22 protein-coding genes and 2 pseudogenes are annotated in these 23438 nt (G+C 56.5%); 22 read left to right on the top strand and 2 right to left on the bottom strand.

Going from position 1 to position 23438, the window contains the following annotated elements:
* Positions 1 to 62 precede the first annotated feature (62 nt).
* From PHA81_RS11865 to PHA81_RS11845, 5 genes are all read left to right on the top strand, one after another.
* On the top strand, positions 63 to 386 hold the full coding sequence (locus PHA81_RS11865; RefSeq protein ID WP_273836947.1) for a hypothetical protein: 324 nt from the start codon (positions 63 to 65) through the stop codon (positions 384 to 386).
* Positions 383 to 901: a hypothetical protein gene (locus PHA81_RS11860; protein ID WP_273836946.1), complete on the top strand. Its 519-nt coding sequence runs from the start codon at positions 383 to 385 to the stop codon at positions 899 to 901. The genes PHA81_RS11865 and PHA81_RS11860 overlap by 4 nt, the downstream gene beginning before the upstream one ends.
* 173 nt (positions 902 to 1074) lie before the next feature.
* Positions 1075 to 2769, top strand: coding sequence for an SIR2 family protein (locus PHA81_RS11855; protein ID WP_273836945.1), 1695 nt, complete (start codon positions 1075 to 1077; stop codon positions 2767 to 2769).
* A 224-nt stretch (positions 2770 to 2993) separates the two neighbouring features.
* The gene (locus PHA81_RS11850) at positions 2994 to 3689 is read left to right on the top strand and encodes a ParB/RepB/Spo0J family partition protein (protein ID WP_273836944.1); all 696 of its coding nucleotides are present in this window, start codon (positions 2994 to 2996) and stop codon (positions 3687 to 3689) included.
* A gap of 184 nt (positions 3690 to 3873) precedes the next feature.
* Positions 3874 to 4776, top strand: a complete 903-nt coding sequence (locus PHA81_RS11845; protein ID WP_273836943.1) for a phosphoadenosine phosphosulfate reductase family protein — start codon at positions 3874 to 3876, stop codon at positions 4774 to 4776.
* 86 nt (positions 4777 to 4862) lie between these two features.
* On the opposite strand, the gene PHA81_RS11840 is transcribed toward PHA81_RS11845, so the two are convergent.
* Positions 4863 to 6203, bottom strand: coding sequence for a transposase (locus PHA81_RS11840; protein ID WP_273836942.1), 1341 nt, complete (start codon positions 6201 to 6203; stop codon positions 4863 to 4865).
* A 1009-nt stretch (positions 6204 to 7212) separates the two neighbouring features.
* Between PHA81_RS11840 and PHA81_RS11835 the strand changes: the two genes are divergently transcribed.
* The 13 genes and pseudogenes from PHA81_RS11835 to PHA81_RS11775 all read left to right on the top strand — a co-directional run bounded on the left by PHA81_RS11835 (position 7213) and on the right by PHA81_RS11775 (position 17679).
* Entirely contained in the window at positions 7213 to 7638 is a 426-nt protein-coding gene (locus PHA81_RS11835) for a hypothetical protein (RefSeq protein WP_273836941.1), read from the top strand.
* A 588-nt stretch (positions 7639 to 8226) separates the two neighbouring features.
* Positions 8227 to 8613, top strand: coding sequence for a VOC family protein (locus PHA81_RS11830; protein WP_273836940.1), 387 nt, complete (start codon positions 8227 to 8229; stop codon positions 8611 to 8613).
* Between the two features lie 314 nt (positions 8614 to 8927).
* On the top strand, positions 8928 to 9095 hold the full coding sequence (locus tag PHA81_RS11825; protein ID WP_005041063.1) for a hypothetical protein: 168 nt from the start codon (positions 8928 to 8930) through the stop codon (positions 9093 to 9095).
* A 99-nt stretch (positions 9096 to 9194) separates the two neighbouring features.
* Complete coding sequence (locus tag PHA81_RS11820) at positions 9195 to 9488, top strand: PadR family transcriptional regulator (RefSeq protein ID WP_005041061.1); 294 nt, start codon at positions 9195 to 9197, stop codon at positions 9486 to 9488.
* A 140-nt stretch (positions 9489 to 9628) separates the two neighbouring features.
* On the top strand, positions 9629 to 10540 hold the full coding sequence (locus PHA81_RS11815) for a hypothetical protein (RefSeq protein WP_273836938.1): 912 nt from the start codon (positions 9629 to 9631) through the stop codon (positions 10538 to 10540).
* 278 nt (positions 10541 to 10818) lie between these two features.
* A pseudogene (locus PHA81_RS11810) lies at positions 10819 to 12123 on the top strand (transposase).
* Between the two features lie 249 nt (positions 12124 to 12372).
* Positions 12373 to 12606, top strand: coding sequence for a hypothetical protein (locus PHA81_RS11805; protein ID WP_273836937.1), 234 nt, complete (start codon positions 12373 to 12375; stop codon positions 12604 to 12606).
* 32 nt (positions 12607 to 12638) lie between these two features.
* Positions 12639 to 13418 carry a hypothetical protein gene (locus PHA81_RS11800; RefSeq protein WP_273836936.1) on the top strand — a complete coding sequence of 260 codons (780 nt, stop codon included), beginning with the start codon at positions 12639 to 12641 and terminating at the stop codon, positions 13416 to 13418.
* 186 nt (positions 13419 to 13604) lie between these two features.
* Positions 13605 to 13982: a hypothetical protein gene (locus PHA81_RS11795; protein ID WP_273836935.1), complete on the top strand. Its 378-nt coding sequence runs from the start codon at positions 13605 to 13607 to the stop codon at positions 13980 to 13982.
* A 121-nt stretch (positions 13983 to 14103) separates the two neighbouring features.
* The gene (locus PHA81_RS11790; RefSeq protein WP_005041818.1) at positions 14104 to 14673 is read left to right on the top strand and encodes a metal-dependent hydrolase; all 570 of its coding nucleotides are present in this window, start codon (positions 14104 to 14106) and stop codon (positions 14671 to 14673) included.
* A 374-nt stretch (positions 14674 to 15047) separates the two neighbouring features.
* Entirely contained in the window at positions 15048 to 15323 is a 276-nt protein-coding gene (locus tag PHA81_RS11785) for a hypothetical protein (protein ID WP_005041821.1), read from the top strand.
* Positions 15324 to 15690: 367 nt separating this feature from the next.
* Positions 15691 to 16587, top strand: a pseudogene (locus PHA81_RS11780) (TFIIB-type zinc ribbon-containing protein); the annotation flags it as partial.
* A 120-nt stretch (positions 16588 to 16707) separates the two neighbouring features.
* Positions 16708 to 17679, top strand: a complete 972-nt coding sequence (locus PHA81_RS11775; protein WP_005041824.1) for a TFIIB-type zinc ribbon-containing protein — start codon at positions 16708 to 16710, stop codon at positions 17677 to 17679.
* Positions 17680 to 17715: 36 nt separating this feature from the next.
* Here PHA81_RS11775 and PHA81_RS11770 read toward each other — a convergent pair whose 3' ends face one another.
* Positions 17716 to 17925 carry a hypothetical protein gene (locus PHA81_RS11770; protein WP_005041826.1) on the bottom strand — a complete coding sequence of 70 codons (210 nt, stop codon included), beginning with the start codon at positions 17923 to 17925 and terminating at the stop codon, positions 17716 to 17718.
* 174 nt (positions 17926 to 18099) lie between these two features.
* Here PHA81_RS11770 and PHA81_RS11765 point away from each other — a divergent pair, with 174 nt between their 5' ends.
* From PHA81_RS11765 to PHA81_RS11750, 4 genes are all read left to right on the top strand, one after another.
* The gene (locus PHA81_RS11765; protein WP_005041828.1) at positions 18100 to 18396 is read left to right on the top strand and encodes a hypothetical protein; all 297 of its coding nucleotides are present in this window, start codon (positions 18100 to 18102) and stop codon (positions 18394 to 18396) included.
* Positions 18397 to 18511: 115 nt separating this feature from the next.
* Entirely contained in the window at positions 18512 to 21007 is a 2496-nt protein-coding gene (locus tag PHA81_RS11760) for an ATP-dependent DNA helicase (RefSeq protein ID WP_273836931.1), read from the top strand.
* A 38-nt stretch (positions 21008 to 21045) separates the two neighbouring features.
* On the top strand, positions 21046 to 21408 hold the full coding sequence (locus PHA81_RS11755) for a pro-sigmaK processing inhibitor BofA family protein (protein ID WP_273836930.1): 363 nt from the start codon (positions 21046 to 21048) through the stop codon (positions 21406 to 21408).
* A gap of 987 nt (positions 21409 to 22395) precedes the next feature.
* On the top strand, positions 22396 to 23238 hold the full coding sequence (locus tag PHA81_RS11750; RefSeq protein WP_273836929.1) for a DUF5821 family protein: 843 nt from the start codon (positions 22396 to 22398) through the stop codon (positions 23236 to 23238).
* The last annotated feature ends 200 nt before the right edge of the window (positions 23239 to 23438 follow it).

Raw genomic sequence — 23438 nt, 5'->3', positions numbered from 1 at the left:
CTCACAAGAAGATACGCTGTACTGTTTCGGTCACAGTCACTGGAGGTGAAGTCTAAACGGTCTTGCGACGCGACCAATCGGTTGAAGCAATCGTCCGCGAGTACGCACCGCCCGGCGAACCGTGGCCAACGCTCCCAGCCTTTCACTCTGAGTCAGACTGGGAGTTCAGCACCGTCCACCGCCGGACCCAGCCGGGACGCGAGGGCGAGACACAGATCTGTCCGGCGACCGGCGAGGCAATCCCACTCTCGGAACCCCACATCTGCGTTACGGCCCGCCGCGACGAGTGGCCCGACGCACCGAGTTCGACCGCGGAGTTCAAGCAGTTCGTCTTTCGGACGCGAGACGAGCTTAGGCAGTGGTTTGAGGAGGATCAGGAAACATGACTTCCACAGACGAGATCCCGCATCGAGAGGACTGGGAAGAGCACTACCCGACCGAGACGGCCCACGGGAGGACGTACCCCGCTCCCGCAGATTGGGTGTTCAGCGACTTCACGCAGGGCGGACTGTCCCTTTCGTGGAGACGCTACGAAGACATCGGCCACGACCACACCGACTATCACGACGTGGTCGAGGCACACGGGTTCAGCAAAGACGCCGGCACGCCTGACGAGAAAGCCATTCTCATGCCCGCTCTGAAGTACGAGTACGTCGAAACCGACAGCGGAATCGAGCGCCATCCGGTCGCCGATCCACCCGACCGAAAGCTGGCGATCGGCAGTGAGACGGTCTTGGAAGTGTACCAGCCGTTCGAGGAGCACGAACTTCTTGCAGCGGTTGCAGCAATCCTCGCACGGCATTCGAACGACGAGGGCTACGACGAGATCATTCGGACGATGGAGCTGGTCGATCCGGAGAACGACCAGACGCTCGAGAGTGGCTCTGAGTATAGTGTTTAGCAGAAGCCCTCATACTTCCACCAGACAATCTCCCCGCCAGCTGCCAGAAGTACCGTGCAAGATTCAGAGGGTGCATTCAGAGGCACTGAGCAGCTGAGTTTGGATTATTCCCTACATTTAAGCGAGCAGCGAGTCCACATTTCGGGTATCAACGTTTGAAAGGTGACCATGAAATGGTAAACAAGGATATGGCGCTCACTTTTTCTGTCCGGAATAATCCAGGGGTCTACGCTTTACTGGTTGGCTCAGGGGTCTCCCGAGGAGCAGAAATCCCAACTGGTTGGGAAGTCATTCAGGACTTGATACGGAAAGTAGCTGAGGCTGATGGGGGAGATCCAGGACCGGAGCCAGTGGAGTGGTACAGGGAAGAGTATGATGAAGAACCCAGATACGATGACCTTTTAGAGCAGTTGGCACCATCGAAGGAGGATCGGCAATCTCTGCTGAAGTCGTACTTTGAGCCGACGGATGAGGAGCGTGAGAAAGGAATCAAGACGCCGTCACAGGCTCACGAGAGTATTGCATGGCTGGTCAAGCAGGGGTATATCCAGGTTATTGTGACCACGAACTTTGACCGGTTGCTGGAGCAGGCTCTCAAGGAGAAAGGAGTCACGCCTACCGTGATAGCGAAACCGAGTGATGCTGAAGGTGCAGCGCCACTGGCTCACGATGAGGCTGCGATTCTGAAGGTTAACGGCGACTACAAAGCGAGTACACTGAAGAACACCGCTGACGAGTTAGATAGCTACGATCCAGAGATAGAACGGTTGATCAAGCAGGTACTGGATGAATATGGAATGATCGTCTGCGGATGGTCCGGTGGCTGGGACTCTGCGTTGCGTGACCTGATCCTGTCGGTAGTGAATCGCCGGTACTCAATGTACTGGGCAGCCTATAGCGAACTGGGCGAGGCGGCAGAAGAACTGGTTGAGCACCGAGATGGAAACGTTATCTCGATTGACGGAGGTGACAATTTCTTCCATAGTCTCAAGGAAAGGGTTCAGGCCTTGGAAGATGCTGGGCCAGGCGCTCCGTTATCAAAGGAGGTGGCCCGGGAGCGGACGAAGCGCTATTTGGCACGAGAAGAGCGGAAAATCGACTTAGCAGACCTCATTGGAGAAGAAACAGAGCATCTACGAGACCGATTGATTGACCCAGATCGCTTCGACCTACACGTAGAAACCGAAGATGAACCTGTCCAAGAGAGGCTGAATAAGTACGAGAAGGAGGTTGAGACGCTTGCTTCAATCTTCTGTACGTGTGCGTATTGGGGGCCGGAGGTTCCGAACACCGGGAAAGAGAGGATGATGAAGAGTTTACACCGGATAGCTTCCGCTCAGCCAGATGTTAGTCCTCGCTATAAGATTTGGAAGAGGCTGGCGGGATATCCTACTACGTTGTTAATGTATTCTTTGGGTATCGCAGCTGTGGAAGCAGATAACTGGAACTTGCTATATGATATCCTGATCGAGACGGAGGCTAATCCCTATTCCTCAAATCCAAAGATGATGATTATGTTTGCTCACCCGTTCTTCGTGAGTGGCGAATTGAGCTCTAGGGAGAGCACCCAGTTCCTATACAACCGTCTTGAGGATGCACTCCGAAATCCACTGAGAGAACTAATCCCCGATGATCAGGGGTATGAACAGAGCTTCGAGGAGCTTGAGATGCTGTCAGACATGGTTATAGTAGACCTTTTTGAGGAGATCCGCGGTAGAGAGATCGAGTATCCCAGATCCCGCTACTGGAAGCTAAGATTGGGAGAGAAGATTGAAGCACAGGGCCGAGACTGGGGGCCACTCCAGGCAGGGTTCTTCGGAGGTGAACTTGGCAGAGTTGAGACAGTGGTTGAGAGATACCGAGATTGACATCAGTTGATTTTCGCTGCCCCAAATCGATCAAATGTGCCAGCAGTCAATTGTCTACACTAATTCCAAAAGTGCCAGCTGAGAGAATCGGCCGTGCTAAATACGCGCTGTATATCTTGCACGCCGATTTCAACAAATAGCCAATCTGTGACAGTGGAAAGTACGAAGACTTCGGCCAATCCCTATAGCAAGATATTTCGGACAGATCGTTGGAGACGATACCGATGGCGAAGGACCCCTTCTACTACCAGCTCGACCAGGACTACCGTGGTACCCGCGTTCGTGTACATACCGCTGATTTCACCTACGAAGGCTGGTGTCGGATGTTCCACTACGATCAGCACGCGGTCCTGTTGTACGACGTCGAGCGCGTCGACGGCGAAGAAGTCGGCCCGGTCACGGTCAACGAACCCGAGACCATCGAACGCATCGAACCTGGCGGTCCGATCCACGAAATCGATGTCGACGCCATCCAACCATCGCCATACAACGCGCGTGAGTACGACACTCCGGACCACCAGGAGTTCGTGAAAGAGACTCGTGATCGCGGGCACCTACTCACGTTCCCCGCGGTGCGACCGCTGTCGGACGGTGAGTACGAAACTGTTGGTGGCCACAAGCGCATGGAAGCCGCCCGCCGAGCGGGTCTCGACGAGCTTCCCGTCCGCGTATTGGATCTCGATGACTGGGAAGCTGCTCGCCGGTTCGTCGACGAGCATATCCCGGTTCAAGGGGCCAGTGAGCGCAACATGTACGGACAGGAGGGCATCGACCACGCACTCGCCCAGCTCCGGGAGAAGTGGGCCGACAAGCGACTCCGCGACCTCACGCCGCTTAAGCCGTATCTGGAAGAGAAGCTCGCGTCGACGCGCCACGAGGCGGTGCGACAGGGGTATGCCGGCAGTCACGCGCTCCAGTAGGTTCGGCTGTTGTTCTCCATCCAGTACTGATCCGGCTGAGAATCGTGGTTGAGCGATCGATGAATGTGGTGTGGTCGAGGGACCCTTATGTAACAAATTGCCTTTGAACGAACATCATCTGTTACATAAGGTAGTAGCGGGCCAGCGGGAGCGTCAGCTGATTTCTTCCCACCGGAGTAGTGAAATGAGCACAGACATTCCCACTGCCGTCGACGCGACGGCTGCACGCAGCGCCCAGCGTGTCCTCACCCGAACGCCGACCGACGGCGAGGTACTGGCACTGGTCTCTGGCGGCCACGACTCGCTGTCGGCGATGGCGGTCGTCCGCCGGTCGTCGCGAGTCGATCTTTCCGGCATCGTCCACGTCAATACCGGAATCGGCATTCCTCAGACACGCACGTTCGTCAAGGAGCGCGCGAAGACACTCGGTCTCGACTACTACGAGGTTGGTGTCCCGTGTGGTGAGCCCGGCCAAGTACACGAGTACCGCCGGCCGCACGAAGAGTACCCGGCACTCATCCGCAAGTACGGATTGCCGGGCCCTGGGGCGCACAAATACATGTACTGGAACTTGAAAGAGAAACCACTGCGACGATTCCTCAACGAACGCTCCGAGCCGATCACGCTCGTCTCGGGCGTTCGGCGTGGCGAATCCGACCGGCGGATGGAGCACGTCGACGAGGAAGGCATCTCGGAGTATCTTGGCTACACCACGGTCTCGCCGCTCGTGGATTTCACCGGCCTCGACGTGCGGCGGTATCGAAATGCGCTCGATCTCCCGATGAATCCCGTCAAGGAACGGCTGGAAATGTCTGGAGAGTGTCTGTGCGGGGCCTTCGCCACTCGGGGCGAGCTGCGGATGGTCCAACTGTTCTATCCCGCGGTGTATCGTCGAATCCTCTGTCTCGAGGCAATGGTGGGAGCACACACAGCCACGGACGATGGTCCGAAGAAGACCTACGGCGAGTGGGGGCACGATCGGCTGAAAGACCGCGAGCAGGCCGCCCGACAGGACGATCAGCAAATGCTACTGTGCGACGCCTGCGAATCGTCGTGTCGCGGCGACGATAATCAGAACTGTGAGTGAGCGGCGACAGAAAGAGAACACTCGGCTTGGCAAGATCGTTCGATTCAGCCAGTCTTGTACTATCTGAAGTAGCTTTCAGTCTTCGTTCACACTAGAGTCGTTGTGAAAATAGTGTCTGCACAGGAACCGGATCGTTCATTTAGTGGTTCAACTATATCAAGCAATGTAATAATGAAATCCGCAACAGACGACCACGAGAGATCCCGCACACGTTCACGCAGTATCGCCCGTCGCTCCGCTCGCGGGAGCGACGGGTCGAGTTCTTCGTATAGATCGAGCAGCATCTCGACGTGATACGCCTCCTGAGCGTGATCGAGGCGGATACTCAACCCGCCTCCATCATCCCAGAACGCTACGTTCGTCTGCTCTGAGAACGTTACCAGCGTCCACGCCAGAAACACGAGTTGGAGGTAGCGCTCGATGGATTGCTTGCGCTCAACTTGGTACTGCTTGAACCCGAACTTCGCGTCCGATTCCTGGTGGATCGTCTCGATGTTCCAGCGATCCTCCACCAGTTTGAGGATCTCGGCCGCTGACCGGCCGAGATCCGTACTCAAGTAGTATCGAGTGGTGCCGTCGGCCGTCTTGCTCGCCACGATCTTGACCCGGCCAACACCTTCAATTTCAACGATCTCACTCGCCACGCGGTAGGTTTTCTTCTCTCCACGAACCGTGATCGTGGTCGATTCGTACTCCAGCGTCGATGCGAAGGCATCGACGCGTTTGGACCACACCTCGCCTACTGGAGAGACGTGGTTGCACGATTTGTAGCGACAGACGACGTCATGGCCCTGTTTTTGGATTGTTGCGACGCGTTCGCCACCGTAGTACGCAGAATCAAAAACGACAGTGAGAGCCGCTCCAGCCGGCAGCTGGAGCGGCGTCACGATGTCCTCGACGGCGATCTCGGTCTTTTTCTTGAACGGTTCATCGAACTCCGGCGCGAGGTCCTCGGGGATGTACATCTGCGCGTGGTAGGGCACGTACACGTCGCCGACCTGGAGACACGAGGTGACGAACTTATTCCCCTCCTGCAGTTCGCTTTCCGCCGGATTGTACAACTCGGCGACGCCATCGGTGGCGTCGCCAGTTTTCCCACTGAACGTATCATCGATGTGGAGAAGGACCTCGTCACCCGCACCGACGTTGAGTTGCTCGAAGACGTACGCGGCTTGTTGCTGGGCAAGGTCGCTGGCCGCCCAGTTGGCTCTTCCCAGAAAGTAGCGATAGGCGCGAGGGGATTTCGCGTTCCCGTTGGGACGCGAAATCCCTCGTGAGAGGCCGCTAACCGTCCAGTGAGCTGTGTCCATAATCACCGCGCTGGTGAGTGCGGTGAAGGATTCGAAATTGCGACTATCGGTGAAGACTGATTCGAACCGTGTGAACTCTTTCTCAAACCACGGCGGCAGACGAGTGAAACCAAGCACAATACGAGAGCGTCGGAACGGGATCGGGAACCATCATTCGATCTTACTCTATACTGCTCGCTGACCAGTCAGCGAGCGTATCGAAGAGTTGCCAAGCCGAGAGAACATATATCCCTAGTAATAGTTGATAATACAATTTCATTTAGAATGTCATGTGAAAAGAGGGCGTATTTCATACTCATCCCGCCTGCGCCGCGGCCCCTAGGACCGTCGAGGTCGTGGCACGGAACTCGTTTTGCACATCAGGGGCGGAACGCGTCTCTGAGCAGGTGACTCGTTCGCAGTAGTTCGTGAGTTACGCAGGGATCGATTATCCAATTGATGTGATTCGTGGGAGGAGAAGTCTCCCACCGTATGCTATCACTCCAAAGACGAACGCAAGTACGCATAGTCCATACACGACGAACGGCGAGAGCAGACTGAAGAATGGGTTAAACGACGTGGGATAGAACGGTTGGATGTCAGTATACAACATCGAATCAAGACAGATGTGGAGAAAAACACCAGCAACAGCCGCCGTTACGATGGGTCGCCATGCTCTGGATTGTTCGAGTCGGAATAGGGCAAGAATACGATTGAGAAAGGGCTTCGTACTATAGACACTCGCCGAGAGTACGAGCGCCAGTATAATTCCAAAAATGAACGTGTGAAGTGGGCCGTGATAGTTCCCCTCGAAATACCCAAAGAAGATCAGCGTCGCACGAGCGTCAACGATTACGTTTGCTACGAGGAACGTCGGGAAGTCTAGCCATCGAAACAGCACGATACCGAACAGCAACGCGGGGCCAAAATGAAATGGCGTGAACGGCATTCGTTGGTCCCACTTGCTCGGTGTCTGCATAATACTCTGGCGAACACTCACGTGCTGGCCGAGGTCACCGTAACCGACAGAAGCCGTATCCCACTCTGTCAGCAGCCACTTGGTTTCTGACAGGGTGACGCTCCGGCGTGATCGTCGCGGCGAGAAACGCAAATAGCTATTTATAGCCGGAAAATGAACAGAGGTGTTATGAGTGTCACAGAATCTCCCATCCTCTTCGGTCGTAACCAGCACCGTACTCGACAGGTTCTCATCACCGCTGCTGCCATTTTCTTTGTGAGCTTTGTGGTGTACACGAGTTTTCCAGTATATGAAGGTCTCCCACTAACTTTCCTAGTAATTATACCTTCTATTCCGGTAATCGCAGGCGCTGTGGCACTAGTCGGTGCCTACCTCAACGACGGTCTCCTCGTGAGTGCATTGGTCCCAGTGATGGCCGTGCTCGGACTGGAACTCTCACTGGGTATCTGGCTCTATTTTGATCTCGTTCCGAGTTATGACCCAGCCGGGTTTGGTTTCATACCCGGACTCCTTGCACTCGCCTTCGGAATTGGTGTCGGTGTAGCCGCCATTGGAGCTAGCACACGACGTGCTGTAACCTACATCAGTTCGTGAAGTCGAAACGGTACTGAGACGCACCCGATCGACCGCTCTTGTTGACAGGGGTATTCTGTATTAAATGACGCGGGGCTACTGACAGCCTGTTAGAAACCAAGTGGCTGCTTGTAGGGCAGAGATAGATATAAGCTACTGGCACAATCAGCAATAGCATGGTTTCAAAGCCTACCCAACAGACGGCACTGCTTGGATGATGGTCGTCGTCGGAATTTCGACGCTCCTGATAATACTCGCCTCCAGCAGCGACGGAGCCGTCTGGGGTATGCTTGGAGTGGTCGCTGGAACCGGCTGCGCGCTGCTCGGGCTATACGCAGGACAAAATGGGAATGGCGATCTGGCCCATGAGTGTCAGACTTAGAGGACGATTGCGACAGCTATATCTCGATACCGGGGTGCTGCCGCGCCGATCACGCCACCGAGACCCTGTAAACAGGGGAGTGGCTATTGACAGGGGCGGTGAATCTCACGATCCACAGAAACGACGAGTGTCAGGGTTGTTCCCACGTCGGCCATATTCACTTTCGGAACGGTAGGCAAAGGTAGTTATCAAAAAGGCGCGTTAATATCGTCGGAGATACCACAGCCATGAACGTTAGAGCCACGGATTTCGTGTACCAGACTGTCAGCGACATCGAGACGTTGATACCGTTCTATCGCGACACGCTCGGGTTGGCCCTCGAAGAGTCGGGCGGAGGGTTCGCCGAGTTCGCACTGCCACCGACCACGCTCGTGCTCGGAGAAGAATCCCAGATGCCGACAACGCCGGGCGACGACGGCACTGGCATCGCGCTCGCGGTTGAGGATGTCGAATCAGCCATCGAGGAACTCAGTGACGAAGGGGTTCCCATCTACATGGAACCCATGGAGTTTGAGGTGTGTCACATGGCGATGGTTGCCGACCCGGATGGGAACGTACTCACTCTCCACGCACGTAAGGACGGGACCGCTGGACGAGTCAACTCATTCCCGTAATCTGAGAGAGCTATCGTCGTTTATCCAGTAGCGTCTTTTTCACCTCTCCGGAGCGCTCACGTGAATTCGGTCATCCACAGATGCGCTCCGACGTTCGCTACCGCGACCACCCTCCCTCAGTGTAGGCGGGATAAGGATGAAACCGTAGCTCTCTTTCAAGAGTGGATATAGATGAAGAATACACCACCAACTACTGCTAGATACAAGGAATGACATAGGAATCAACGTTCTCAATCGCTCTTGGAGCCGAAATCCCTTCGAAGACGAGTTCTGAAGCCGGTGGTTATAAGTATTCAACTGGACTTCCCCCAGTGATGGCAGATCTGATCGTCAAAGCGGCGGTGAAGGAAGCGCTCGATGACTCGAACGTCGCGGCGGACTTCTACGACGCACTCGATGCGGAGGTCGAAGATCTACTCGAAGACGCGAGCCGCCGAGCTGAGGAGAACGACCGCAAGACCGTTCAGGCCCGCGACCTGTAACATCGCTGTATTTTCGAATATCTATGCCGACAGTGAACCCACCGACTCAATAGCCAGTAGCTTTATTATTCATGCTTCATGATGTATCACCACGTTATGATGGATGACTTGACCGGGTTCCAGCGTGATTTGCTCTACGTAATCGGGAGCTTTGATGAGGAGTCACCGCCCCACGGCCTTGCGATCAAAGACGAAATCGAGAAAGGCTACTCCGGCGAGATCAATCACGGGCGACTCTACCCGAATCTGGATTCCCTCCGTGAGATGGGGTTGATCGAAAAAGGAACGATCGACAAACGCACCAACTCCTATGAGCTCTCCCAGCGCGGTCGTCGTGAACTCGAAACCCGCCGTGAGTGGGAATCGGAGCTTGTCGACCTCAACACCGCCTGAGAATCAAGCGTAGCGCTTCGTGTCTTCAGCCATTCCACCTCTGTAACCTTTCAGCGGCCCCGGATTAGCGTTGGAGCACGAGAGCATGAGAGGATCATTTGTTGTTCAGTTCGTTCTGTAACGAACTCTTCTTCCGGATGTTGAACGATGCAGTGGATTTCCCATTTCTTGGAAATGATTCGAGGCGGATGGTTGGGTTTAATAATACCCTGAAGCGTCTTGGCGGTCGAGATTCCATGATACCGAAACTATTCGACAGAGGAAATCACTCACCGAAACGTGTGGCCATGGTCGGCCTCGTCGTCGTGATGCTCTTGTTCGCGGGCTGCGGCGGCAGTGGCGGCGGTGGCGATAATGGAACCAATGGGACAGTCGCGGGTGATAACGAGACGACTGCCGCAGACGACGCAGAAACAACGACTGCTGGGAGTGGAGAAGAGACAACGACTGAGGGTGGCCTGACCGAAACCGCCACTGCAACCGCAACTCCCACCGCGACTGAAACTACTACTGCAACCCCGACACCGACTGCTACCGCCACCGAGACTGAGACTGTTGTCGGGAATACCAGTACGAACGCAACGACGACCGGGAATGCCAGTCCGAACGAAACCGCTACGGGTGGCATTGACCTGAACGCTACTCCTTCGGGGCCGGACGACGACCAGTTTTTCCTTGACCGACTGGAGTTACTTGTCACCCAGTCAAATCACACTGTGAACTCGATCGGAATGGAAGGGGATACTGCTACTCTCGAATACGTCACCAATGCGACGAATGAATCCGCTGCTCTTCAAGAAATGGGACTGATCTCTGGTGGATATGCAGGACTTATGACCGGAGGATGGAATACTGAGGGGATGAATGTGACGGCAGTTTCGTCTGCTGGCGAACCCGTCAGAACGTTCCACATCGAAAGCTCGTGGGCACAGCAGTATAATAACGAAGAAATCTCTGCGACCGAATATATTCAACTAGTTCGCGGGACGGCTGAAACAGCGTCAGGTGGGAACGAAACTACCGCTACGGCGACCGCTGAAGCATCGGCGTAAGATCCGTATCGATTGCTGACGCCGAAATTCACCTTTTCGTCTGGTAGGATACGTCTCGACCACAACTGCAATCAGCAATTATAGTTCAGCAAGGAGAATACCTGCGGCTTTACCTGCGGCTGAAGCCGCAGGATGAATCCGACATTCGTCCCGCTCTCTTTACTTCCCGCTACACAGTGGGCAACACCCGCCCGGATATTCCACCATTGACGGGGAACAGTACTACCCCAATACCTACATTATACGCATCCATAACCCATTATGGAAGCGTTCTACCGATGCACGTCCATCGCACTTACCGAGCCACCAACCGCAACCACGCGCAAGTGGCCGACGCGCTCGACGGACACGCATGGAGTGCATCGAAACTCTGGAACGTCGCCAACTACCACGCACGACAACACTGGAACGACACCGGCGAAATCCCCGACGACGCCGCCCTCAAACGAGAGTTGAAGGATCATCCCAAGTACGACGGACTGCACAGCCAGTCCAGCCAGCGCGTTCTGGAGGAACTCGCTGAAGCCTTCACCTCGTGGTACGGGTCGGACGACACGCGGGACAACCCACCCGGTTACCGGAAACAGAACTATTACGACGACGCGGGCAACCGCGTCCACGAAGAACACCCGCGTTCGACCGTGACGTGGAAGCAGAAGGGCATTCGCCACGACACCTAGCACGATCGGTTCCGCCTTTCAAAGGGTGCGAACCACAAGGATCACCCGCGTGATCGGGAGTACATTCTCGTCGAGTACGGCACGGGCGGCGATCCCGACATCGAGAACGTCCAACAGGTGCGTGCGGTGTACGACGATGCGACCGAACGATGGGAGTTGCACATCGTCTGTCGGCACGAGGTCGAAACACCGGATGCGCCCGGTGATGAAACCGCCGGGATCGACCTCGGCATCTGCAACTTCGCCGCCGTCGCGTACAGTACCGAAGAGGCCGATCTGTACCCCGGCAATCGGTTGAAGCAGGACGGGTACTACTTCCCCAAGGAGATCGCCGAGTGCGACGACGCGGGTGGTGATCGAGCGACTCGTCTGCACCGCAAGTGGAGCGAGCGCCGCACTCACTTTCTGCACGGCCTCGCCAAGTACATCGTCGAGCGGTGCGTCGAGCGGGGAGTAGGGCGACTCTCAGTCGGCGACCTCGGCGGTATCCGCGAGGACGGGGACGACACGGCGAAAAACTGGGGTCCGCACGGCAACCTCGACCTGCACGGGTGGGCGTTCGACCGCTTCAGGAACATCCTCACGTACAAAGCGAAGGCCGAGGGGATCGCGGTTGAGAAAGTCTCGGAGCGGGGAACGAGCAAGACGTGTAGCGCGTGCGGGAGGGAGGATAACGGCCAGCGCGTCGAGCGTGGGTTGTACGTCTGCGGGAAGTGTGATGCGGCGTTCAACGCGGATGTGAACGGGGCAGAGAACATCCGACGCAAGGAATGTAACTCCGAGTCTTCGGCCACGCAGGGTGGAGATAGGAGTACCGGCTGGTTGGCACAGCCCGGAGTCCACCTTCATGACCTCTCTCGCGGATTCCAACCGCGAGCCGGGGTAGTGGACTGCAAACCCTAATATCCCAACGCTCGGGATTCCACGGCCTTCAGGCCGTGGAGGATGTCAATGAGGTAGCTCGACAACAAGGAATTCGGCCGATACGACTATATTCTCTCCCGAAAATAATCTCACTGAGCGCGAAACCTGTACCATGAGGACGATTTCGCGCTCATCGTGACTTTCTGGACCACTCCACGGAGTGGTTCATGTCTCCGCCTGCCGCTCTAGCTGGTTTGTTCCTCCGAGGGACATGAGGTGTTCAGACAGATGAACGTGCGCCAACTCACAATCGAAGACGCCTACCGGTCGTTGAACAATATCACCGGGGTCGTCGCCGTCACGACCGGTGGTTCAGGCGGTCTCACGGTCGAACACAAGAACGCTCGCGACGAGATCAAGGCGGTCCTTGATCGAAGCACGTGGCGAATTGTCGATACCGTCGAATACGCTGGCCAGTATCCGAAGATCGATATCGCTCCAAGCGACCAGGAATGTCAATGAGCAGCTTTTGAGATTGTAGAGATACTGGGATTTTGCAGCAGGGGCTGAATTTTAACACCCATCCCCCTTTCATGAGCAAATGGATGAGTTCAGACAGTGAACATCAGAATCCAGAGGAACAGTCCGCCTCGGGAACGGTGACCGACGAACCGTCTTCATCCGAGGATGAGGGTGGCCATCAGATGTCGAACCAATTGACCACCTCCACGCCAGGAGAGAGCCAACCCAGTACTAGCGGTGTCGGAGAAACAGCTGGTCGAGCCTTCGATTCTGCTCGCGACCGACTCTCTGGTCAGGCCGCAAAGCAGCAGACGAAATACGTCGTTGGTCTGTTCGCGCTGGTTGGTGCTGGCTTCGGCATCACCGGCTACCTGATCATCGACCTTCTCGCAAGCGCCAACACTCCCGGTGGACAGTTCCTTTCTGCCATTTTCTCGCTGGCTCTCCTCGCGATCGTCCTGCTGATCGGTCCGGTGATTGCGGTCTACAGCAGCGTTCGCGCAGCCGACGGCCTCTACGACGAACCCCGAACAGCCTATCTTACCAGCTTCGTGAGCAACTTCGCCGGCTATCTGGTGATGGTACTGATAGCAGTCTTGTTCATCGGGGCTGCAATGAGTAGTGGTGGCGGAGGAACGGGGACCACCACCCAACAAACCACCCAGATCGCCAGCAACACTGTCAATCTCGACAATCTCCTCCTCCCGATGATCGCTCTCTCGATACCAGTGGGATTGGTCGGGCTCGGATCGACCTACCTGCATCGAAATCAGAGACCGGCTGCCGATTCAGGCGGGTCTGTCCACACCTGATCAACAGCCGTCAATACTATATATGACATGAACCAACACAGAAATACTGGAATCACCATGGCCACTGCTCCAAACAAGGGCCGCTGGAACAGAGAGTCGACCGGACAAAGTAGGCAGGACAGCCATATGAGCGAAAGACACGATCCTGTCGCTTTCTGGTATGCCGAGGCACTCAGCCAGCGATAGATGACTGAAGATATCCCACAAGACCTCAAACCGACACCCGGGCCAGATCTGGAGGCGTTTCGGCAGATTTTGATGGGGGTTCTCTTGGCCGCGACGACTCCCCTGTTTTGGGAAATGGGTGTCGCGATGGACCCACATGTCGTCGAGTTGTGGCAGCAGTGGCTTCCCGTTGCTCCCTTCGGACAGTTCTTCCCATCAGTTCTGCCCCAATTCATGGCATCGACTCTGTATCCACCCCTGGTGAGTGGAGGAGGGGGCAGTGTAGGTGTGCTGATCGCCTTTGTTGCACCGGTAGGATTCGGAATTGGCGTTCTTTTTGTTGTTTTTGGAGCTGTCTGGACCGCGGCTGAATTCCTCCGCTCAGCGTCGAGGTCGTAGGTGGTTCCATATCGATAGCGGGGTGTGTCGCAGACGCCATGCGCTTTCTGAAATGTCGTGGTGGTTAGCGATTACCGAAACCAAGAAAAGATAAAAGGAGCGTACCCGTAGTCAATATATCATGCATCGCTCCGGTCATCTGGGGATTACGCTCATTTTTGCAGCTCCGGTCATCTTGGCCTTGGGGCTTCCTCTCGGAGTTACTGTCGCCGGAACGATGATCATCTTCACTGGCATTCCTGACAAAGATCAGAAACTCGATTTCCTCCCGGGGATCAACCACCGCGGCATCACGCACACGCTCTTGTTTGGGATACTCTGCGGAGCAGTCATGATGTATGGCACTTCGTATGCTACAGATCTATTCTGGACTGATCTCACAGGAATTCTCTCTGCTGATCTTGTGCCTCCGCGAGAGCAATTCACGGTCCTAATCGGTATCGGGGCTACCCTTGGAATCCTCTCACATATCCTTGGAGATGTGATCACCGTTGGAAGTAAACGATACGGAGTGGTAGTTACCCCATACTGGCCGATCAGCAGTCGTATCGTTCGGTTCGGTTGGTGCTACGCAAACAACAAAAAGTGGAATTTCGGATTTCTGACCCTCGGCATCCTGCTGAGCGGAGGGGCGCTGCTGCTTCGGCTACAGCCACAGGCGACTCGAATTTCGCCCGGTATAGCGTTCTGACTGACGATCGCTTTGACATTTTCTCCCTGCAAGACTGGAATCGGAGGATACCGCTAGCCTTCCGCTCCCAGATTCAAGCCTCATTTGGGAAATGAGTCGTCATCATCGAAGTTTATCTCCGGCAGAGGAGTGGCTCGTTCCGGATATCGTCAGCTTCTCTCCCCATCGCTTCGGCTTGTCGGCAGTCCAGAGCGGGCCTCCCGTCTTCCGCCACCGCTGTCGGCCTTCGCTGACCGGCCATGGGGGAGCTTTTCTCTCCCCCTCACGGTCATCATACCGTAGCTCTCCCAGGAGTTCCCGGATGTTGTTTCACTATTGGCGAACATCAGACCATTCACCGGAAACATTACAGCACACCTAATCCTACCCACAACATGTCTACGGGTGTCGAAAATCCCGGAATTGACGCCGCACAAACGTTCGTCGAGTATTTCGTTATCGAAGACGAGGACGGCAGCATCCTCAGAGACGACCTCTACTACGCATATGTCGTTTGGGCAGCTCAGCGTGGCCACGAGACCGTCTCAGAGCAACAATTCTTCGAACTACTCGCCGAACAGGTTTCGTTCAAAACGACTGCCATAACTGCGAATATGGAGTGGGTCCAGCGCTTCGATGGACTTGCGATCTCGCTCGTCGACGCCTTTTGACGCGACAGATTCAGCAGCGGTTCCTGCTGAGGGCTGGGACGCGGGTGGATACAGATACTGTCGATTCGGTTGCCTCAAACTTCACGAATACACTCCGAAGACGGGGTGTTGGGATGCCTCTCGCCTGTTTTCTCTTCCTCTGAGTAGTGAGAGGGCACCACACCAGGAGACAGTTCGCGTCCTCTGGCCGCCCTTGTTCGTGATTTTCATGACACCAGATGAATCCGAGCGAAGTGATCAGCCTGCCCAGAGTGACCAATCCAACGGGTGCGAGCAGCCTACTGCCTCCGAGCGTGATCGGGTTCGTGACCGTGATCGTGAATACAGGGCAGAATCCGAAACGGGTCGCGAACCCGACTACGATACGTGCCCGGAGTGTGGTGGCCGACTCGAACACGACCCCGAACACGGTGAGCGTGCCTGTACTGAATGTGGACTCGTCGTCGACGAAGATGAAATCGATCTTGGTGCCGAGTGGACCGCCCACTCAGCCGAGGAACAACAGGAACGATCCCGTGTCGGATCGCCTGTTACGCCGACCATGCACGACAAGGGTCTCTCGACGGAAATCGACTGGCGTGACCAGGACGCGCGTGGGAACCCGCTCTCGACTCGGCAGCGCCGGAAGATGCAGCGCCTCCGAACGTGGCACAGTCGCTCACAGACCGACGGCACCCAAGAGCGCAACCTCCGGCACGGTCTCGGCGAGATCGACCGCATGGCGAGTGCGCTTGGGCTCCCGGCATCGATCCGCGAGACAGCAAGCGTGATCTACCGGCGGGTTATCGACGAGAATTTGCTTATTGGCCGGTCGGTCGAAAGCGTCTCCGCGGCAGCACTCTACGCTGCAACGCGACAATCCACCTCAGCGCGGTCACTCGACGGCATCGTCACGGTCGCCCGAATGGATAAGCAGTCGATCGGACGCACTTATCGATACATCAGTCGCGAGCTCGGCCTCGAAATCGAGCCGCCCGATCCAACGGACCATCTCCCTCGTCTGTGTTCAGTGCTCGATTTGTCTACCGAAATCGAACAACAGAGTCGTGAGCTGCTTGAGATAGCCATTGCAGCAGAAGCGATCAGCGGGAAGAACCCAGTCGGACTGGCCGCCGCTGCGGTCTACGCTGGGTCGCTCCTCTGTAAGGAGAAAGTCACGCAATCGTCCATCAGCGAGGTCGCCAGTGTCTCCAAAGTTACCATCCGCAATCGGTATCAAGAACTCCTCGATCTCCACGAACAAACCCAGCTGCGCGAGCGCTAATCACTCCCCGTATCACGATATTCCGGACCGTGCTTGTCCCCTTCTGCCAGTGCGTTTTTGTAGTGGTTGAGTCGTAAGACGAATTACAGCAATCCAGATCCGCACGAACACAGTCCCATTATGGTCGAAATCACCCAAACAGAACGCGAATCCGTCGAGTCCGAGACGACCGAGACCGAGCAGGCGACCGAAACATGTCCAGAGTGTGATGGTCGGCTCACCCACGACTCCGAACATGGCGAACGCGCCTGTAGCGAGTGTGGACTCGTCGTCGACGAAGACGAAATCGATCACGGCCCAGAATGGCGAGCTCATACGCAGAAAGAGCGCAACGAGAAGTCCCGTGTCGGTGCGCCCACAACCAATCTGATGCACGACAAGGGCCTCTCGACCAAGATCAGCTGGCAGGACAAAGACGCCTACGGCAACACGCTGAGTTCGCAAAAACGCCAGCAGATGCAGCGCCTCCGAACGTGGGACGAACGCTTTCGGACACGCAATCCCAAAGAACGCAGCCTCAAGCAAGCGCTCAGTGAAATCGAGCGGATGTCGAGTGCACTGGGACTGCCAAAATCCGTGCGTGAGACCGCAGGGGTGATCTACCGCCGTGCGCTCGAAGAGAACTTGCTTCCTGGCCGTTCTGTCGAAGGGGTCTCGACTGCCGCTCTGCATATTGCATCCCGGCAGGCCAATATCCCCCGATCACTCGACACCCTCACCGAAGTGTCACGGATTGGAAAACTCCCGATCACACGAACATACCAATATGTTGCTCGCGAGCTCGAGATCAACCTGCCGCCAGCAGACCCACTGGAGTATCTTCCGCGATTCGTGTCTGCTCTCGATCGATCCGACGAGGTCGAACGCCGAAGTCGCGAGCTGCTCGAAACAGTCAGCGAGGATGAGCCGAGCTATCTGAGCGGGAAAAATCCAGTCGGGCTGGCCGCCGCTGCGGTCTACGCTGGGTCGCTCCTCTGTAATGAGAAGGTCACACAGAAGGCCGTCGGCGAGGTCGCTGATATCTCTGAGGTCACGATCCGGAATCGATACAAGGAACTCCTCGAATTCCAGGATGACGTGCCAACACCATAGTTCGCCTGCCGAACAGCCCGGGCAGAGCTCAGCTGCTCACTGACAGGTAACTTGGTAGTAGTCAGTGAACTTTACATAATCTCCGTTCGAGAGCACGCTCTCAGGACATACAGACTCCTTAGCTGAGGTATCTTCGATCAGTTTCGGGAACTGTGCTTTGAATCCCTCATTCAGCTCGTCGTAATGGAAAATAGCCGCGTCGTCTGGGACGCTTTCCGTCTTTTCGACGTGGACTGTGCTCTTCATGGCTCCACCCACAGTGTTATTTTATATCATGGTAAATTTTAGCATTGGCGTAGTCTTTGCCACCCCACTCTCTCAAACTATTCGAAACTCCGCGTATACGATAGTTAGAAATATGACTGGTTCAGAGCAACGTTCAAATGGGATGGCGAAATACCTGTAAATGGAGTTTGACCCATGAGCGAAAATAACGAAAACTCCGAGCGCGAACATCCCGACCCAGGAGAGCTGAGAGACGAGATCACGGCCGAAGACTTCCCCTCCACCCCCGAAGAGATAGGTCTCGAACTGGATGGCATTCCTCCAGAGTTCAAGGAAGAGGAGGAACAGCCAGTCCGTGACGAGCCAGATGCAATCCTCGAAGAGAACCACGATCGCTGTCAGCCGGACCTGACCGACGTCATGAGTGGAGAATCGAGTCGGCTCCAGGATGGCAGTGGTCTGGACTGGCACGAACCACGCTCGCTCTACTGAGCAATTTTCCCTCCAACAGCCGATTTCAGCGCCCGGTCACGCACCCCCGTTCCCGTCTTTGAGTTGCGGATCCGAACGACACCCAGAGTGAGATGGATACACGAAATCGATATCGATGAGTGACGCAGAAGCTGGCACAGAAACCACGGACAGTCCTGCCAACAAAGAAGAGGCTCATGCTGGGCTCAGCAAGGGTTCGCCAAATCAAACAGGGTACTCGTCCAACGGCCCCGCGACAGACTGGCGGACGTACTTTCCCTACGAACAGCCCCGCAGTGCCCAGGTCGATGGCATCGAGAACGTCATCGAAACCGCCTCAGATCGAGGATACACCCTCCTCGAAGGGGCCTGTGGGACCGGCAAAACACTCGTCGCCCTGTGTGGTGGAATCCAGCTCGTTCGTGATCCGGACTCCCCCTACGAACGGTTGTTCTGTGTTACTCCAGTCAAGCAGCAGCTCCAAGCATTCGAGGACGACCTCCGGGCAATCAACCGTGCGCTCGACGATCGCGAGAACGATAGCGGCAACGGTAGCGACAACGACAGCGATATCGAGCCGGTGAGCGGGCTCACGCTGGTCGGCAAGGCTGATATCTGCTCGTACACCAACACGGACCGTATCGACGATCGAGTAATCTACGGTAAGTGCGAGGACCTCCGCGAACCCGTCCGCCGGGCTGCTCGATATGCTGACGACGGCCAGCGTGCGGTTCGCGAACTCGCCAACGACGCACGTCTCGATTCGCACAACACGAATACCAATACTACTACTCAGCAGCCCGTCGCAACCAACGACTGGACATCGCCCTACGCTCGACAGTTTCCCGAAACCGACCAAAGCGATACTTCGTACTGTCCATTCTACGCGAAATATCGCGCCGAGACGTTCGACGAGGATGACGGTGGCTACACACCAGAAGGGATGCTCACGCCCGACGACCTCGTTGCACAGGCCAGCAACGCAGGTCTCTGTCCCCATGCCGTGATGAGCGACAGCCTCCAGAACGCCGAGGTCCTCATCGGCAACTACTACCATCTCTTCGATCCGACGACGCTCGCCGCCATGACCGGCGAGCTGATCGACGACCAGACGCTGGTCGTCTGCGACGAGGCGCATATGCTCATTCCACGGGTGCGCGACCTGCTTTCAGATACTCTTACCCGTTCGACACTCTCCAATGCTATCTCCGAGATCGAAAATCGCGTCCTCGAACAGGATCAGCCGGGTGTCGACCGCATCCTCCGGCAAACACTCGCTGAGGAAGGCGTCCGTGAGGATGACCTCCGATCGTTCATCGAATTTCTCCACGAGGCGAAGTTCTTCCTCGAAGAGCAGGCCGTTGACGCGCTCGATGGCGAAGACTCCAACTGGGAACGGACAGACATGGCGGAGCTGCCCGACGAGATTCAGCATCCGTTGCGGAGTCCCACGACACCGCAACCAGACCGCTTCTCGAAGTGGGTCGCCGACAACGGCTACACGAACATCCTACGGGATGCAAGCCACATCGGCACCGCAGTCACGACAGCGCTCCGCGAAGCCTCGAATCGACATTCAGGGTTCGAGTGTGCGAAAACGTTCTCCGACACCGTCGGACAGGTATTCGGGCGGTGGGTCGAGTGCGGTCACGAGCAGTATTTCCGGTCGGTCGAGCTTCAGCAGCGCGACAATCGCGATCCGTCGGCAGACCTCGCGTGGAACAAGGAGTACACCGCGCAGTTCCAGATCCACAACTGCCTGCCAGCCACCGAGATTGCCGGCCGTCTCGACCAGTTCGGCGGCGGCCTCTTGATGTCAGCAACGCTGGAGCCGCTTGATGTATACCAGCGCTCGGTGGGACTCGACCAGCTCGAAGCGAAGGGGCGGCCGGTCCAGAAGCTGACCTACGGACTGCCGTTCCCGAACGAAAATCGGGCCTCGTTCGCCGTCGATCTCGAGAAATTTACCTACAAGAATCGTGGTGGGACGGACGGTCGGTGGCGCGATCCCAGTCAGGACGCACTCCGCGAGCACTACGCCGAGGTCGTCCAGAGCGTGGCGCAGACGACGCCAGGGAACGTTCTCGTCGCGATGCCGTCATACGCAGAAGGCGAGTGGATTGCGAACGTCCTCCGGCGGACGGGGGGTGTCCGGAAAGATATCCTCGTCGACGAGAGTTCGGCTAATGAGGTGACTGATGAGCTGAAAGACGAGTTCTTCGCTGGCGGCGACAAGCTGCTGGTCACTTCGCTCCGGGGGACGCTCACCGAGGGTGTCGACTACGACGGCGATCGACTCGCGGCGTGTGTCGTCTGCGGTGTTCCGATTACGAACATCAACGGGCCAGTACCGAAGGCGGTCAAGACCGCCTACGAACGCGAATTCGGCCAACACAACGGGTTCGACTACGCCTTCACCGTCCCAGCAGTCCGGAAAGCACGGCAGGCGCTGGGTCGAGTGATCCGGGGCCACGGCGAGGTTGGCGTGCGCGTTGCTGCCGACCGACGATACGCATCCCGCCACCAGTGGGACGACGTTCGCGAGTATCTTCCCCAGTACGAGCGGGAGGATTACACGCCGGTGGAGCGCACCGATCTCGGTGGGCAATTGGAAGCGTTCTGGCAGCGGTAGTGCGGTGGGTTTTTAACGCAATTCGAAGCATTTCAGATATGCCAGTGTCTGTCGAGCTTGGTGTGCTCGTCCTCGCAATCATCGGACTGATATTCCTGAAACGGATCATCGGATCGCTACGGGCACTCGCTGCGAACGCAGTGGGTGGGATTGCGACACTCCTGATCGCCAACTGGTTCGGTTTCGGCATTCCACTCACACCCCTGACAATTGGGGTAGCTGTCCTTGCTGGTATCCCCGGTGCCTTGCTCGTGGTGTTACTCTCGATCGGTGGTGTCGCGTTCGTTTCCCCAGGTGCCGAGGAGATCAGTCAGATGCTCGCCGACTTTCTCGGGGGTCTGATCGATCAAGTTCTCGATTCCGTCGTGGACTCCGCGACCAACAACAGTACACAGGGCTGAATCCATCATGAACGGTCACACACGCAGACAAAAGAACAGTCGTTCGTGGTGGAAGCTCGGTTGCATCAGTGTCGTCGCTCTGTGTCTTCTCGGCAGTAGCGTTGTAGCGGGTGTCGCCGCTCCAGCAGCGGCTTCTGTTCCATCCGGTCAAAGCCAAGTTGACCAGCCGCTCCCGAATACCCTCACGATTCGCAGTACTGGCGACGAGCGCGTCTCCTACAACGTCTCGGTGAGCGAGCGTATCAGTCCGGGATCAGGAGCGGATCTCGCAAACGCAACCCAGCCGGATACGATCTCCCAGACCACGGCTTCTGGCTCGACTGCTCAAGGCGGTGTCGACAACTTCACGTTCAGCGGTCGGATCACCGCGCTGAATCTCTCTGGCGACTCCGCGGAGGTGTCCGTCAACGGTGAGCGAGTCGATCCATCAACGTTCCCCCAGTCCACACCGACACCCGCCAATACTACTACGGCAACTGCTACACCCCCATCGACGCCAGGAGGCACGCCACCAGCACCGCCAACGGTCAATGCGACACCAACGCCAACACCGACACCAAGCCCGACCACGACAACGACATCCACGTCCACCCTTGCGCAGAGTCCTACATCTACGCGAGTAGTGGGATCGATACCGACATCAACTCCAACATCCACCTCACCATCCACCGCTACCCCTTCACCGACTCAGCAACCGACAACAGCCGCTGAAACGCCAATGGAAGCCTCTCCTACGCCCGCAGAGACGAACACGAGCGAGACTCAACCGCCATCCGGGAACGAATCGGGCGTCCTTGGATTCTTGGATTCGTTCACTCTGTTCACGCTCGGCGGCGGGGCACTGATTATCGTCTTCGGAATCTTGGCAGTGATTGCTCGTTACAACCGTTGATTCCCGTTCATGCCGTGGAACAGGTTCGTTACCGATCACTTTGGTATTGAAGTTGGACCGTCAACAGTATAAGACATGGCACTACACGTCTAGGTATGGGTATTTCCACCCCAACCGTCGAAGAGAGTGCTGCGGACGCTTTTGCGACGGTTTTCGCTGACGCAGCCGGCGAGAGTATCCTCGCGGTTGGATTCGGTGAAGAAACCACTACCACCCTTATCGAACAGCTCGACGACGTCGAGGAGCCACCACAGGTACGGCTCCTCGCCTCGGATGATATCCTCAAGTGGGTTCGAGAGGACTTCCTCGTCGCGAGCGCTGCCGCAGAATTGATCGGGGCTGACACACTTGCCCTGCGAAGCCTGTCTGCTCCAGCGCCCAGTCAGCTACTCATCACTGACAGTCAGGTATTCAGTATCGTCCACGCTGGCTCCCTGACCGCTTGCACTGCCACTGACGACGCTGAATTCGTTTCGAACGCCCGCACGAAGTACACCGATGCTTGGGAAGAGGCACAGGAGTTCGTCCTCCGGACGCCAGCACGTTCGCGTGTTTCCGAAACGCTCTCAGAGGAATTCGATCCCGAGGTCGAAACAGACTTCACAGCGATTCTCGACGGACTCGGCTCGACTCGGAGCGGTGATTTCGACGCGGTGGCGGCGGCTCTGCTCGCTGGGGCAAAACACGGTGTGCAACTCTTCGAGATCAGTCACTGGGGTGAGGATGTGGGTCTCGCCAGCAAAGCGACGTTTTCTCGCAAAAAGAATCGGCTTGAGGAGGTTGGTCTCATCGATACCGAGAAAATCCCGATCGATGTCGGTCGCCCACGGCTGCGCTTGCTGCTTGATGCAGAACGGTTCTCCGAACCCGATACATCTCCTGACACCATCGTCTCTGTTGGCCAGCAGCGACTTCAGCTGGAGCCTGCTGAAGCCTAACTCCCGGGCCGAACGGGTCAAGCACGTCCTCGCACAATCGTTTATTACGCATGGAGGAGTAGTGATGCTCAGCCAGTCACTACCGCCCATGCATTCCCTGTCCAGTCTCTCGTTCACGTCGATTCTCGGCGGGGTTCGCACTACAGCCAGACGTACTACCGTGCAGTTGGTGACGCATTTTCTCGCGAACTCCACCAACA

Origin of the sequence: Halococcus sp. PRR34 (genome assembly GCF_028617175.1) — an archaeon.
GTDB classification, from domain to species: domain Archaea; phylum Halobacteriota; class Halobacteria; order Halobacteriales; family Halococcaceae; genus Halococcus; species Halococcus salifodinae.
The sequence above is the reverse complement of the archived record's forward strand: the minus strand, read 5'-3'. Positions and strand labels throughout refer to the sequence as shown.

Excerpts from the sequence above, each read along its gene's own strand:
- PHA81_RS11825 (WP_005041063.1), top strand. The coding sequence starts at position 8,928 with ATGGCAGATCTGATCGTCAAAGCGGCGGTGAAGGAAGCGCTCGATGAC.
- PHA81_RS11765 (WP_005041828.1), top strand. The coding sequence starts at position 18,100 with ATGAGCGAAAATAACGAAAACTCCGAGCGCGAACATCCCGACCCAGGA.
- PHA81_RS11790 (WP_005041818.1), top strand. The coding sequence starts at position 14,104 with ATGCATCGCTCCGGTCATCTGGGGATTACGCTCATTTTTGCAGCTCCG.
- PHA81_RS11835 (WP_273836941.1), top strand. The coding sequence starts at position 7,213 with ATGAGTGTCACAGAATCTCCCATCCTCTTCGGTCGTAACCAGCACCGT.
- PHA81_RS11750 (WP_273836929.1), top strand. The coding sequence starts at position 22,396 with ATGGGTATTTCCACCCCAACCGTCGAAGAGAGTGCTGCGGACGCTTTT.
- PHA81_RS11830 (WP_273836940.1), top strand. The coding sequence starts at position 8,227 with ATGAACGTTAGAGCCACGGATTTCGTGTACCAGACTGTCAGCGACATC.
- PHA81_RS11820 (WP_005041061.1), top strand. The coding sequence starts at position 9,195 with ATGGATGACTTGACCGGGTTCCAGCGTGATTTGCTCTACGTAATCGGG.
- PHA81_RS11770 (WP_005041826.1), bottom strand. The coding sequence starts at position 17,925 with ATGAAGAGCACAGTCCACGTCGAAAAGACGGAAAGCGTCCCAGACGAC.
- PHA81_RS11755 (WP_273836930.1), top strand. The coding sequence starts at position 21,046 with ATGCCAGTGTCTGTCGAGCTTGGTGTGCTCGTCCTCGCAATCATCGGA.
- PHA81_RS11785 (WP_005041821.1), top strand. The coding sequence starts at position 15,048 with ATGTCTACGGGTGTCGAAAATCCCGGAATTGACGCCGCACAAACGTTC.
- PHA81_RS11860 (WP_273836946.1), top strand. The coding sequence starts at position 383 with ATGACTTCCACAGACGAGATCCCGCATCGAGAGGACTGGGAAGAGCAC.
- PHA81_RS11850 (WP_273836944.1), top strand. The coding sequence starts at position 2,994 with ATGGCGAAGGACCCCTTCTACTACCAGCTCGACCAGGACTACCGTGGT.
- PHA81_RS11805 (WP_273836937.1), top strand. The coding sequence starts at position 12,373 with ATGAACGTGCGCCAACTCACAATCGAAGACGCCTACCGGTCGTTGAAC.
- PHA81_RS11845 (WP_273836943.1), top strand. The coding sequence starts at position 3,874 with ATGAGCACAGACATTCCCACTGCCGTCGACGCGACGGCTGCACGCAGC.
- PHA81_RS11795 (WP_273836935.1), top strand. The coding sequence starts at position 13,605 with ATGACTGAAGATATCCCACAAGACCTCAAACCGACACCCGGGCCAGAT.
- PHA81_RS11775 (WP_005041824.1), top strand. The coding sequence starts at position 16,708 with ATGGTCGAAATCACCCAAACAGAACGCGAATCCGTCGAGTCCGAGACG.
- PHA81_RS11855 (WP_273836945.1), top strand. The coding sequence starts at position 1,075 with ATGGTAAACAAGGATATGGCGCTCACTTTTTCTGTCCGGAATAATCCA.
- PHA81_RS11760 (WP_273836931.1), top strand. The coding sequence starts at position 18,512 with ATGAGTGACGCAGAAGCTGGCACAGAAACCACGGACAGTCCTGCCAAC.